Source organism: Dokdonella sp. GW821-FHT11D02, assembly GCF_058808595.1.
Map to the genome: position 1 here is coordinate 197,354 of NZ_CM179520.1, position 13,132 is coordinate 210,485.

The 13,132-nt window shown below is 68.6% G+C and carries 8 protein-coding genes; 3 read left to right on the plus strand and 5 right to left on the minus strand.

All coding sequences use genetic code 11. The features are described 5' to 3' along the window. Positions 1-420 carry a GFA family protein gene (locus AC3QL3_RS00885; RefSeq protein ID WP_492896356.1) on the minus strand — a complete coding sequence of 140 codons (420 nt, stop codon included), beginning with the start codon at positions 418-420 and terminating at the stop codon, positions 1-3. Positions 421-529: 109 nt separating this feature from the next. After that, positions 530-1,192, minus strand: a complete 663-nt coding sequence (locus tag AC3QL3_RS00890) for a response regulator (protein WP_492896357.1) — start codon at positions 1,190-1,192, stop codon at positions 530-532. Between the two features lie 180 nt (positions 1,193-1,372). Here AC3QL3_RS00890 and AC3QL3_RS00895 point away from each other — a divergent pair, with 180 nt between their 5' ends. Genes AC3QL3_RS00895 through AC3QL3_RS00905 form a run of 3 tightly spaced genes read left to right on the plus strand, consistent with a single transcriptional unit; the run spans position 1,373 to position 5,310 of the window. Continuing rightward, positions 1,373-3,106 (plus strand): 3-hydroxybutyrate oligomer hydrolase family protein, encoded by a 1,734-nt coding sequence (locus AC3QL3_RS00895; RefSeq protein WP_492896358.1) that lies wholly within the window; start codon positions 1,373-1,375, stop codon positions 3,104-3,106. After that, positions 3,106-3,687, plus strand: a complete 582-nt coding sequence (locus AC3QL3_RS00900) for a GNAT family N-acetyltransferase (RefSeq protein ID WP_492896360.1) — start codon at positions 3,106-3,108, stop codon at positions 3,685-3,687. Before AC3QL3_RS00895 ends, AC3QL3_RS00900 begins: the two co-directional genes overlap by 1 nt. Positions 3,688-3,735: 48 nt before the next feature. Then, positions 3,736-5,310, plus strand: a complete 1,575-nt coding sequence (locus AC3QL3_RS00905; protein WP_492896361.1) for a tetratricopeptide repeat-containing sulfotransferase family protein — start codon at positions 3,736-3,738, stop codon at positions 5,308-5,310. 86 nt (positions 5,311-5,396) lie between these two features. Here the strand turns inward: AC3QL3_RS00905 and AC3QL3_RS00910 are convergent, their stop codons facing one another. The 3 genes from AC3QL3_RS00910 to AC3QL3_RS00920 all read right to left on the minus strand — a co-directional run bounded on the left by AC3QL3_RS00910 (position 5,397) and on the right by AC3QL3_RS00920 (position 13,122). Further along, on the minus strand, positions 5,397-8,513 hold the full coding sequence (locus AC3QL3_RS00910; protein ID WP_492896362.1) for an efflux RND transporter permease subunit: 3,117 nt from the start codon (positions 8,511-8,513) through the stop codon (positions 5,397-5,399). 22 nt (positions 8,514-8,535) lie between these two features. Beyond that, a complete protein-coding gene (locus tag AC3QL3_RS00915) occupies positions 8,536-11,760 on the minus strand; it encodes an efflux RND transporter permease subunit (protein ID WP_492896363.1) in 3,225 nt (1,074 codons plus the stop codon). 132 nt (positions 11,761-11,892) lie between these two features. Next, complete coding sequence (locus tag AC3QL3_RS00920; protein ID WP_492896364.1) at positions 11,893-13,122, minus strand: efflux RND transporter periplasmic adaptor subunit; 1,230 nt, start codon at positions 13,120-13,122, stop codon at positions 11,893-11,895. Positions 13,123-13,132: the final 10 nt, after the last annotated feature.

Consider the following 13,132-nt stretch of genomic DNA (forward strand, 5'->3'; position numbering starts at 1 on the left):
TCAGGCGAAGCGCACCTCGCCGATCCAGCCGCGCTGACGGCGCGCCAGGCGCGTATCGGTTTCCTCGCCGTCGAAGCTGACTTCGGCGTGGCGCAGGCGCGCGGGGTCGACGTTCTCGAACGTATTCACGTTGACGACGGCGTAGAGGCGGCCCTCGATCTCGCTGGTGACCAAGGGCACCGCGCCGCAGCGGGCGCAGACGTGGAAGTCGGCGGTGGCGGTCTCGAAACGGTATTGCGAATGCGCCGCGGCGTCGCTCACCGTCACCGTCAAGGTCGAGGCGGGGTGCGCGGTCCAGACCGCGCCGTGCTTGCGGCAGAACGAGCAGGTGCAGGCGCGCGCCGGAATCGCCTCGGCGTCGCCGCCCCATTGCAGCTCGTAGGAAAGATTGCCGCAGTGGCAGGCGCCGGTGATTTGCATGAGGTCTCCTGGAATGGAAGCGGCCGCGGACGTCGGCAGGCCTGGCCTCATCTTTGGTCGCGCGGTGCGACTGTCAACCGTCGCGCCAGCGGCTCGTCGCAGATTCTCGCTACGACTCCGCTACGGCGGCCGGATCGGCCAGCGCGAGCGAGCGCAGCAGCACGCCGGCCTGGGTGCGATTGCGCACGCCGAGACGCTCGAAGATCGCGGTCAGATGCGCCTTGACCGTGCGCTCCTGCACGTCGAGCCGATCGGCGATCTGCTTGTTCAACAGTCCCTCGGCGACCAGCGCGAGCACGCGCATCTGCTGCGGACTCAACGATGCCAGGCGCGCCGCGAGCGCGCGATCGTCGGCGTCGGTCGCGGCGGCGGCGACCGCGCCGCGCAACGACGGCGGCAGCCACGCCTGCGCCGCGAGCACCGCGCGCAGGGCTTCGCACAGTTCGTCGAGGCCGGCGCGCTTGGAAATGAAGCCGGCCGCACCGTAGGCGAGCGCGCGCCGGATCGTGCGCGGATCGTCGTGCGCCGAAATCATCGCCACCGCGATCGCCGGATGTTCGCCGCGCAAGGTCGCCAGCCCCATCAAACCGTGGCTGCCGGGCATGTGCAGGTCGAGCAGGACGAGGTCGGTGTCGGGCTGCGCCGCGAGCGCGGCACGCGCCTCCTCGAAGCTGCCGGCCTCGGCGATGATCGCGTCGGCGGCGACCGTGCGCACCGCCTGCGCCAGCGCCAGGCGGAACAGCGGATGGTCGTCGGCGAGCAGGAGACGCATCGCCCGCACTGTAGCAGCCGATCGCATCACGGCCGCTGGACCTAAGTACGATGCCGCGCACCGCGCCGCGCGCGCTACTCTGCGCCGATGCGCCGACTCGTCCTGCTATCGTTGCTCGTCCCGCTCGCGGCCTGCCTGCCGCGGCCCGCTCCGAACGGCTCTCCGATGCAAGATTCCTCGATGCACGATTCCATCCTCGTCAGCGACATTCGCGAAACTGCCCACCGCGACGGCGACGACCTGCTCAGCGCAGGACTGGGCTTGACCGGCCTGCGCGCCAAAGCGCCGGCCTTCGCCGACACGTCCGCGCCGACGCCGCAGGAACTGCGCCGGCGCGCGATCCACGCGAACTGGACCGGCATCGCCGACCTGGGCCCGCTCGGCGGCTACGGCACGCTCTACGGCGGCGTGCCGGCCGTGCCCGGACGCGAGTACCAGGCGTTCGCGCGGCTGCCGCAGGCGCAGGCGCCGTTCCGCGTGCTGGCGCAGATTCCCGACGCATTCGATGCGAATGCGCGCTGCCTGTTGGTTGCGCCGGCCTCCGGCTCGCGCGGCGTGTACGGCGCGATCGCGCTGGCCGGTGCTTGGGGTCTGCCGCGCGGCTGCGCGGTGGTCTACACCGACAAAGGCGCCGGCACCGGCTACTACGATTTCGATTCGCACACCGGCGTGGCGCTCGACGGCACGCGCGCCGCGCGCGGCGCGGCGCCGCTCGAATTCGAACCGGCAACGCAGCCGGCGCACGGCGTGGCGATCAAGCACGCGCATTCGGGCGACAACCCCGAAGCCGACTGGGGCCGCCACGTGCTCGCCGCGGCGCGCTTCGGTCTCGCCATGCTCGATCGCGCGTTCCCGCAGGCGGCGCCGTTCACGCCGGCGAACACGCGCGTGATCGCGGTCGGCCTGTCCAACGGCGGCGGTGCCGCGCTGCAAGCGGCCGGCCTCGACGAGGCGCAGCTGCTCGCGGGGGTGGTCGCGCTGGAGCCGAACGTGCACGTCGAGGGTTACGGCCGTGCCGCGTTCGATTACGTCACCGAGGCGGCCTTGTATCTGCCCTGCGCGCTGCTCGATGCGCGCTTCGAAACGGCGCCGTACGCGCGCGTGCCGACCGCGCTGCCGGCGTGGCAGGCGCGCTGCGCGCGCTTGCGCGAAGCCGGCCTGGTCGAGGGCGGCGACGTCGCCACGCAGGCGGCCGACGCGCTCGCGCGCCTGCACGCCAACGGCTGGGACGATGCGACCATCGCCACCGCCGCCAGCACCACCGCCTTCGATCTGTGGCGCGCGATCGGCGCGACCTACACCTCGGCCTACTTGCGCGCACCGGCCGACGCGATGCCGTGCGGCTTCCGCTTCGCCACTCTCGCCAACGGCGCACCGGCGCCCGCCGACGCCGCGACGCGCGCGGCCTGGTGGTCCGACGCCAGCGGCATTCCGCCCGGCGCCGGCATCGCCTTGCTCGGCGGCACCGACGCGTCGGCCGACCCGAGCTGGGCCGGACTCGACTGCCTGCGCGCGCTGTGGAAAAACGAAAACGCCGACGCCCAGCGCTTGCGCGTCGCGGTCGCCGCGACCGCCACGCGCATACCGCGTGCCGGACTGCCGATCCTGGTCGCGCAGGGCGAACGCGACGGCCTGTTGCCGATCATGTTCTCCAGCGCGCCGTACGTGCAGGCGCTGCAGGCGGCCGGTCGCGCGCCGGTGTACTGGCGCGTGCCGCATGCGCAGCATTTCGACGCCTTCCTCGCCCTGCCGGGCTTCGGCGACCGTCACGTGCCGCTGTTGCCTTACGGCTACGCTGCGCTCGATGCGTTGTGGACACATTTGACCACCGGCGCCGCGTTGCCGCCGTCGCGCCGCTTCGAGACCACGCCGCGCGGCAGCGGCGCGCTCGACCGCGCCGCGCTCGGATTCTGATGCGCGAGCCAGCGCCGGCACGGCTCGCGCGTGTCGCGGACGCGGCGGCCGTGGTGCCGCTCCTGGTCGAAGCGATCGACCACCTCGCCCTGCATTTGGCCGGCGTCGACACGCCGGCCGCCGCGGTGCCGTTCTTCACCCAGCTGTTCGAAGCGCGCGGCAATCGCTACAGCCACGAACAGGTGCTGGTACTCGAATGCGACGGCGAGATCGCCGCGGCGATCCTCGCCTATCCGGGACGCGACGAGGCCGCACTGGCGGCGCCGGTGCTCGCCGCCTGCCGTGCGCGCGATCCGAATGGTGTGTATCGGCACGAGCCGGAGAGTTCGGCCGACGAGTTCTACCTCGATGCGCTGGCGGTGGCCGCGCGTCATCGCGGAGCGGGACACGCAGCACGGCTGATCGAGGCCGCGTGTCTGCGCGCGCAGCAAGCCGCTCATACGCGAGTCGGCCTGCTGGTCGATCTCGACAAGCCCGGCGTGAAACGTCTCTACGGATCGCTCGGATTTGCGGTCGACGGTGAGCGCCGCTTGGCCGGGCATCGCTACGAGCACATGAGTCGGGCGTTGGCCCCGATCTGACGCGACCGCCGCCCACGATCAGGGGCGGCGCAGGCATACTTCGCGGTCATGACTTCATCCACCGCTCCCCTCGCGCCCCTGGCGCCGAACGTCGCCGCGCTGGCGCTGCGCGCACAGCGCGCGATCGAGCGCGGCGATTGGAACGAGGCGGTGCAGCCGCTCAACCACGCGCTCGGGTTGCAGCCGGGACATCCGGAATTGCTGCGCCTGAGCGGCACCCTCGAACAGGCGCGCGGCAACGTGGTGGCGGCGGGCAAGCTGTTCGCTCATCTGCATCGGCAGTTTCCGCACAATGCAGTGATCGCCAACCATCTCGGCGCCGCGCTGGCCGAGGCCGGGCGGGCGGACGGTGCGATCGCCGCGTTTCGGCGCGCGTTCGAACTCGATCCGAGCTTGCTCGGCGCGGCCTACAACCTCGGCCGTGCGCTCGATCTGCGCGGCGACGCGGCCGCGGCGCTGACGGCGTTCGATGCGGCTTTGCGCATCGATCCGCAACACCAGCCTTCGCGCATCCTGCGTGCCGAGGCGCTCAAGCAACTCGGCCGGCTGAGCGATGCGGAAAGCGAACTGCGCGCCGTGCTGCGTGGTGCGCCCGACGCATCGGCGGCCTGGGTCGCGCTCGGGAATCTCGGTGTCTTCGCCGCCGACGGCGGCGATCTCGCCGCGGTCGCGCGCTTGCGCGGCGACGGACGCCTGCACGAAACGCAGCGCATCGATCTCGATTTCGTCTACGGCGCGATGCTGGAGGCCGCCGGGCGCTACGCCGAGGCGTTCGAAATTCTGCGCCAAGCGAACGCGGCGAAGCGCCGGCGCGTGCGCTGGAACGCACCGGCGGTCAGCGCGCTGATCGACGACATCCTGCAGGCTTTCGCCGTACCGCACGAAGACGACGACCCGACGCGCGGCGCCGGTGCGATCTTCCTGGTCGGCATGCCGCGCTCCGGCTCGACCTTGGCCGAGCAGATCCTGGCCGCGCATTCGCAAGTAGCCAGCGGCGGCGAGCGCGAGGACATCGCGCGCGTGCTGCAGGAGGAATCCAAGCGCCGCGACCGCCGCTTTCCGACCTGGGTGCATGAAGCGACCGCCGCGGATTGGCGCCGCCTCGGCGAAGACTATCTGGCGCGCTGTGCGGTCTGGCGCCACGGAAAGCCGAGCTTCAGCGACAAGACGCTGACCAACTGGCAGACGATCGGCGCGATCCGCCGCATGCTGCCCGGTGCTCGCATCGTGCATTGCGTGCGCGATCCGCTCGAGACGTTGTGGAGTTGCTACAAGCAGCATTTCGGCGAAGCGCAGTTCTTCACCTATCAACTGGACGAGCTGGTCGCGTTCTGGCGCGACTGCACGCGGGCGATGCAAGTGTGGAACGCGCGCCACCCGGGCCGAATCCATCGGCACGAACACGAGGCGCTGCTGGCGCAGCCCGAAGTGCAGACACGCGCCTTGCTCGCCGCTTGCGACCTCGCCTTCGAGCCGGCGTGTTTGCAGTACCACGAAGTGCAGCGCGAAGTGCATACCGCGAGCGCGGCGCAAGTGCGCAAACCCTTGCAGCGTCGCGTGCCGCTCGGTGAACGCTACGGTGCGCTGCTCGACCCGCTGCGGCTGGCGCTGGCGCAACGCTAGCTTTTGGCCCCCCGCGCGCGGCGCCGGGATCGGAGTATCGAGAATTCCGTGCGAGCTTCGGATTTCACGCCGTCGCGGTTACGACCTCAAGCCGCCGCCAAACGCGCCCGACGTTCTTCCTTGCGCTTGCGCCGGCGTTCGCTGATGCGCGCGAAGATCAGGTAGATCGCCGGCGTCGACAGCAGGGTCAGCGTCTGCGACACGATCAGACCGCCGATCATCGCGATGCCGAGCGGACGGCGCAGCTCGGAGCCGACGCCGAAGCCGATCGCCAGCGGCAGCGCGGCGCAGATCGCGACCATCGAGGTCATCATGATCGGGCGGAAGCGCACCAGCGAGGCTTCGCGAATCGCATCGAACGGCGATAGGCCGCGTTCGCGTTCGGCGACCAAGGCGAAGTCGACCATCATGATCGCGTTCTTCTTGACGATGCCGATCAAGAGCACGATCGCGATCATCGAGATCACCGACAGCTCCGTGCCGGTCACCACCATCGCGAGCAGGGCGCCGACGCCGGCCGAGGGCAGGGTCGAGAGGATCGTGACCGGATGGATCAGGCTTTCGTACAGGATTCCGAGCACGATGTAGACGGCGATGATCGCGCCGAAGATCAGGATCGAGTTGTCGCCTTGCTGTTTCTGGAAATTGCGGAAGTCGCCGGCGAAGTCGAGGCGGATGTCGCCGGGCAGGCGCAGGCCGGCGATTGAGTCTTCGATCAGCTTCTGCGCCTGGCTCATGGTCGCGTCGGGTGCGAGGTTGAAGCTGAGGTTCATGGTCGAGAACTGGCCTTCGTGCTCGATTTCGGTCGGCGCGACGGTGTCGACCATCTTGGTCACCGCGGTGATCGGCACCATCGCGCCCGAGTTCGAGCGCACGTAGATGCGTTCGAGCGAGGCCGGATCGGTGGCCTGGTTGGGCAGCGCGCTGACCACGACTTTGAACTGGTTGATGTCGGAGTAGATGGTCGACACCTGGCGCTGGCCGAACGCGTCGTACAGCGCGCTGTCGATCGTGCCGACGCTGACGCCGATACGTGCCGCAGTGTCTCGGTCGATCTGCAAGAGCTGGCGCGGGCCGGCTTCGTCGACGTCGCTGCCGACGTCGCGCAGCTGCGGAATCTTCTTCAAGGCCTCGACCAGTTTCGGCGTCCATTCCTGCAACGTGCCGATGTCGTTGCCCTTCAGCTGCACCTGGTACTGGCCGCCGGAGTTGCCGCTGTTGCCGCCGCCGCTCGGCAGATCCTGCACCGGGCGCAGGCGCAGTCGCACGCCGGCCAATTCGCCGGCCTTCTTGTTCAGCCGCGTCATCACCTCGAAGGTCGATTCGCCGTTGCGCTCGGCCAGCGGTTTCAAGCTGATGTAGAGCTGGCCCGAACCGCCGCCCCCGCCGCCCCAGCCGCCGCCGAGGCGCGAGCCGACGCTTTCCACCGCCGGGTCCTTCATCACTAAAGCGGCGATCTTCTGTTGCTGCTCCATCATGCGCGAGGGCGACACGTCGGAGCCGGCGGTGGTGCGTCCGGTCAGCATGGCGGTGTCCTGCTGCGGAAACAGGCCGCCCTGCACGAAGCGCATCAGGAACACCGTGATCACGATCAAGAGCAACGGCTGCAGCGCGGTCAGGCGCGGCCAGCGCAGCGAATGGTCGAGCGCGCGCCGGTACAGATCGAGCATGCCGGCGTGGAACGCGTCGAGACGCTGGCCGAACCGCGACGGCTTGGTCGCCGCGTGCGGCTTGAGGAAGCGGCCGCACAAGGCCGGCGTCAACGTCAGCGAGACGATCGCGGAGAACACGATCGCCGCGATCAGGGTGACCGTGAATTCCTTGAAGAACATGCCGGTGATGCCGCCGGCGAACACCACCGGCACGAATACCGCGACCAGCGAGGCGGTGATCGAGACGATGGTGAAGCCGATTTCCTTCGCGCCGAGCAGGGTCGCTTCCAGCCGCGGCATGCCGGCGTCGACGTGGCGGATCACGTTCTCGATCACCACGATCGCGTCGTCGACGACGAAGCCGATCGCGATCACCAGCGCCATCAGCGACATGTTGTCGAGCGTGTAGCCGAGCAGATACATCACGATGAACGCACCGGCGACCGACAGCGGCACCGCGGTCGCCGCGATCAGGGTCGGCGCCAGCCGGCGCAGGAACAGCGCCATCGTCAGGATCACCATGCCGAGGCTGATCAGCAAGGTCACCTGCACCTCGTCGACCGAGGCGCGGATGATCGGCGTGCGGTCGAAGAACGGCGTCAGCGTGACACCGGCGGGCAGCCAGGTCTGCATCAGCGGGATGTCGGCCTTGACGCTGTCGACGGTGGAGATCACGTTGGCGTCGGCCTGCTTGCGCACGAACATCAAGATCGCTCGGCGGGTGCCGAACCAGGCCGCCTGATACTGGTCTTGCTGGCCGTCGTAGACGCGCGCGAGGTCCTTCAGCCGCACCGGCACGCCGTTCTTCGCCGAGATCACGACCTCGGCGAAATCGGCCGCGCTGTGCAGGGCGTCGTTGGCGACCACCGCGGTGGTCGTCTTGCCGTCGGACAAAAAGCCCTGCGGCGAGGTCACGTTGGCGGCGACCAGCGCATTGCGCAGCTGGTCGGGCGACAGGCCCATCGAATTCAGCGCACGCAGATTGAGATCGACGCGCACGGCCGGCGTGGCGCCGCCGGCGACTTCGACGTCGCTGACGCCGGGCAGCTGGCGGATGCGCTGCGCGAGCAGCGAGTCGGCGTAGTCGTACAGCTTGGACAGCGGCACGGTGTCGGAGGTCAGCGCCAGCGCCAGGATCGGCTGGTTGTTCGGGTTCATCTTGCGATAGGTGGGCGCATTGGTCAGGCCGGACGGCAGGTCCGGCGCGGCCGCGTTGATCGCCGCCTGCACGTCGCGCGCGTAGTCGTCGACCGTGCGCTTGCCGTCGAAGGCGATGAAGACCGATGCGCTGTTCTCGCTGCTGGAGGAATTGATCGAGTCGAGACCGGGAATCTGGCCGAGATGGCGCTCGAGCGGCGCGGCCACGGTCGAAGACATCACGTCCGCACTGCCGCCGGGCTGGCTCGCGGTGACGAAGATCGCCGGGAATTCGAGGTTGGGCAGCGCCGCCACGCCGAGCAGGGCGTAGCAGATCATGCCGAGCACGAACAGGCCGATCGCCAGCAGCGAGGTGCCGATCGGGCGGCGCACGAAGGGGCCGGAGATGTTCATGGCGTCGTGCTCGTGTGTGCGTTCACGCCGTGCGCTCCTGCAACGCCGCGCGCCGCTCGCGCCGGTGCAGCAGCCAATCCGACAGCCGCTCGAAGTAGAGATAAATCACCGGCGTCGTGTACAGCGTGATCAGCTGCGACAAGAGCAGGCCGCCGACGATCGAAACGCCGAGCGGTTTGCGCAGTTCGGAGCCGATGCCGTTGCCGAGCGCGAGCGGCAGTGCGCCGAGCAGGGCCGCGGCGGTGGTCATCATGATCGGGCGGAAACGCAGGATGCAGGCGCGCCGGATCGCATCGCGCGCATTGAGTCCGGCGCGCTGCGCCTCGATCGCGAAGTCGATCATCATGATCGCGTTCTTCTTGACGATGCCGATCAAGAGCACGATGCCGACGATGCCGTCGACCGACAGGCTCATGCCGCACAGCATCAGCGCGAGCAGCGCACCGACGCCGGCCGGCGGCAGGGTCGAGATGATCGTGATCGGGTGGATGTAACTCTCATACAGCACGCCGAGCACGATGTAGATCACCACCACCGCGGCGAGCAGCAGCAAGACTTCGTCGGTGAGCGAGGCGGAGAACTCGGCCGCCTTGCCGATGAATTGGCCGCGCACCTGCGGCGGAAACTTCAGCTGCGATTCCACCTCCTTGAACGCGGTGACCGCATCGGACAAGGAATGGCCGGGCGCGAGATTGAAGGAGATCGTCACCGCCGGCAGCTGGTCCTGGTGGCTGACCACCAGCGGCGCGTTGCCTTGCTCTGCGCTGGCCAGTGCCGAGAGCGGAATGGTGCCGCCGGCGCCGAGCGCGATGCCGATGTTGCCGGTGCTGCCGATGCCCGACGGCGTGGCCGAGTTGCTCGAGGTGGCCTGGCCGAGCGTGGTCGCATTGCTGCCGGTCAAGGCACCGTTGCCGTTGCCGCGCACGGTCAGCTGATGCAACAGCGCCGTGCTGGTGCGGAATTCGGGCGCCACTTCGAGCACCACGCGGTATTGGTTCAACTGCGTGAAGATGGTCGAAATCTGGCGCTGGCCGAACGCGTCGTACAGCGTGTCGTCGATCGTCTGCATCGGCACGCCGAGGCGGCTCGCCTTCTCGCGGTCGATGGTCAGATTCAGCGCGTTGCCCTGATTGACGAGGTTGTTGTCGACGTCGGCGAGTTCGGGTCGCTTGCGCAGCGCTTCGGTCATCTGCGTGGCGAAGCCGGCCAGCTCTTTCGAATTCACTTCCGACAGCGAGTACTGATACTCGGTCGGCGCCACGCGCGTATCGAGCGCGACGTCCTGCACGGGTTTCAGATACAGCGCCACACCCGGAATCGGCGCGGCGGCGGATTGCAGCGCCGGCAGCACGACGTCGAGTCCGCCGCGTTCGCCACGCGGCTTCAAGACGATGCTGAGCTGGCCCTGGTTCAAGGTCGGATTGACCGAACCCGCGCCGATGAAAGCGGCCACGCCGGCGACGCCGGGCACATTGCGTATTGCGTCGGCTACCGCCTTGGTGCGTTCCTGCATCGCCGGGAACGCGATGTTCTGGTCCGCCTGCACGACGCCGGTGACCAGGCCGGTGTCTTGCTCGGGCAAGAGGCCCTTCGGAATCATGATGTACAGCGCGATGGTGACCACGACCGTGGCCGAGGCGACCACGAGCATCAACGGCTGGCGCGCGAGCACCCAGTCGAGCGTGCGGCCGTAGCCGTCGAGGATGCGCGTCCACAGATCGCGCTTGGTCGACTGTTGGCCCTCCATGTGGTCGCCTGCCGGCAGCGCATCGGCCTTGAGCAGGTAGGCGCACATCATCGGCGTCAGCGTCAGCGAGATCAGCATCGAGATCGCGACCGCGATCGTCAGCACCCAGGCGAACTCGTGGAACAGCCGTCCGGTCACGCCCGGCATCAAGAGCAGCGGCAGGAACACCGCGATCAGCGAGACCGTCAACGACAACACGGTGAAGCCGATTTCGCGCGCGCCGATCTCGGCCGCTTCGCGCGGCTGCTTGCCTTGCTCGATGTAGCGCACGATGTTCTCGATCATCACGATCGCATCGTCGACGACGAAACCGGTGGCGACCGTCAGCGCCATCAAGGACAGGTTGTCGAGCGAGAAACCGGCGAAGGCCATCACGCCGAAGGTGCCGAGCAAGGACAACGGCACCGCCACCGACGGAATCACCGTTGCCCACAGCCTGCGCAGGAACACGAAGATCACCGCGACGACCAGGCAGATCGTCAGCATCAAGGTGAACTCGACGTCCTCGACCGAGGCGCGGATGGTGACCGTGCGGTCGGAGAACACCTGCAAATGCACGTCGGCCGGCAGCAGCGCCTGCAGGCCCGGCAGCTGGCGGCGGATTTCCTCGACCGTCTGCACGATGTTGGCGGCCGGCTGGCGGCGGATGTCGAGCAGCACGGCGGGTTTGGAGTTGGCCCAGGCGGCGAGCTGGTCGTTCTCGACGCCGTCGACGACCTGCGCGATGTCCGACAGCTTCACCGGCGCGCCGTTCTTGTAGCTGATGATGGTCGAGCGGTAGTCGGCGGCGTCGGCGAGCTGGTCGTTGGTGCCGATCGAGAAGCTCTGCACGGTGCCGTTGAGGCTGCCCTTGGGCGCGTTGACGTTGGCCTGGGTCAGCGCGCTGCGCACGTCTTCCAGCGTCAGACCAAGACCCGCGAGCTGGGCCGGATTGACCTGCACGCGCACCGCCGGACGCACATTGCCGGCGATCGAAACCAGGCCGACGCCGGCGATCTGCGACAGGCGCTGCGCGAGGATGCTGTCGGCGTAGTCGTTGACCTCGCGCAGCGGGCGCGAGTCGGAGGTCAGCATCAAGGTCAGGATCGGCGCGTCGGCCGGATTGACCTTGTTGTAGACCGGCGGGTAGGGCAGGTTGTTGGGCAGGGTGCCGCGCGCGGCGTTGATCGCCGACTGCACGTCCTGGCCGGCGGCGTCGATGTTACGGCCCTGGTCGAACTCGATCACGATCGTCGACAGTCCGGCCGAGCTGTCCGAGCTCATCGTCGCGATGCCGGAGATCTGGCCGAGCTGGCGTTCCAGCGGCGTGGTCACCAAGGCCGCCATGGTCGAGGCGCTGGCGCCGGGGTACTGCGTGGTCACCACCAGGCTCGGCGCATCGACGTCCGGCAACGCCGCTACCGGCAGGGCGCGATAGCCGATCGCGCCGAGCAGGAGCAGCGCGGCCATCAGGAGCGAGGTCGCGATCGGGCGTTGGATGAAGATCGAAGAGAAGCTCACGGGAATTCGGCCCTGGACTTCGAACGGAGGGGCGATTGCAATCGGAGCGCGACGCGCCGTGTTGCCTTACCTGCGCTTCCAGCGCGACCTCTCCCGCGAACGGGAGAGCTGATGAAAGCAAGCCGAGCGTCGTTACCCGCCACGCCGCCCACCGCGCCGCTGCTGACCCTTGTCCTGCCCCTTCAGCTTCGACAGCTCCGCTTCGCTGGTCGGCGGCGCCGCTTGGCCCGGCGCCAGCGCGATCACCTTGCTGCCGGGTTTGAGGCGGAACTGGCCTTCGGTCACCACGCGCTCGCCGGCGGCGACTCCGCCGGTGATCAGGATGCCGTGGTCGGCCGCCTCGCCGGCCGGCGTCACCATTTTCATTGCGACCGTGTCGTCCGCTTGCAGTACGTAGAGGTAGCTGCCTTCCGGTCCGCGTTGCAGCGCCGTCGCCGGCACCACCAGGCCGTTCTTGACCGTCTTGATCTGCAGCCGCACGTTGACGAACTGCCCCGGCCACAAGGTGTTGTCGGCGTTGGCGAACTCGGATTTGAGTTTGAACGTGCCGGTGGTGGTGTCGATCTGGTTGTCGATCACCTTCAGCGTGCCGTCGCCGAGCACGTGCGAGTCGGTGCGGTCGAGCGCGGCGACCGGCAAGGGCGCGGCGGTCTGGCCGCTGCGCACTTCGGCCAGATTCTGCTCGGGCAGGGTGAAGATCACGTTGATCGGGTGCACCTGGGTCAAGGTGACGATGCCGGTGCTGCCGTTCGCCGTGATCAGGTTGCCGACGTCGACCTGGCGGATGCCGGCGATGCCGCTGATCGGCGCGGTGATGCGCGTGTAGCCGAGCTGGGTGCGGGCCGAGGAGATCGCGGCCTCGTCGGCGGCGACCAGGGCTTCCTGCTGGCGCACGCTCTGGCGCTGGTTCTCCAAATCCTGCGCCGAGACGAAGTGCTTCACGATCAACTCTTCGTAGCGCTTGAGGGTGCTGCGCGAGGCCGACAGCTGCGCCGCATCCTGGCTCTTCTTCGCCGCCGCCTGATCGTAGGCGGCCTGGAACGTGCGCGGATCGATCTCGGCGATCAGCGCGCCCTGTTCGATCTCATCGCCCTCGGCGAAATGCAGCGACTTCAGCTGGCCGGTCACCTGCGAATTGACCGTCACCGTGTTCAGCGCCTGCACCGTGCCGAGTGCCGTCAGATAGACCGGAACGTCCTTCTGCTCGACCGCCACCACCGTGACCGGCACCGGCGCATCGGCGCCGCCCGCACCGCCGTGTGCCCCCGCCGCCGGTGCGGCGTTGCCGTGCATCAGGCGCCAGCCGATCACGCCGAGCACGAGCAGAACGAGGACAACCAGCGCGATTTTCCAACGCGACATGGGGCGAATC

Coding starts and splice junctions, on each gene's coding strand:
- AC3QL3_RS00900 (WP_492896360.1), top strand. CDS start 3,106: ATGCGCGAGCCAGCGCCGGCACGGCTCGCGCGTGTCGCGGACGCGGCG.
- AC3QL3_RS00885 (WP_492896356.1), bottom strand. CDS start 420: ATGCAAATCACCGGCGCCTGCCACTGCGGCAATCTTTCCTACGAGCTG.
- AC3QL3_RS00895 (WP_492896358.1), top strand. CDS start 1,373: ATGCACGATTCCATCCTCGTCAGCGACATTCGCGAAACTGCCCACCGC.
- AC3QL3_RS00905 (WP_492896361.1), top strand. CDS start 3,736: ATGACTTCATCCACCGCTCCCCTCGCGCCCCTGGCGCCGAACGTCGCC.
- AC3QL3_RS00890 (WP_492896357.1), bottom strand. CDS start 1,192: ATGCGTCTCCTGCTCGCCGACGACCATCCGCTGTTCCGCCTGGCGCTG.
- AC3QL3_RS00910 (WP_492896362.1), bottom strand. CDS start 8,513: ATGAACATCTCCGGCCCCTTCGTGCGCCGCCCGATCGGCACCTCGCTG.
- AC3QL3_RS00920 (WP_492896364.1), bottom strand. CDS start 13,122: ATGTCGCGTTGGAAAATCGCGCTGGTTGTCCTCGTTCTGCTCGTGCTC.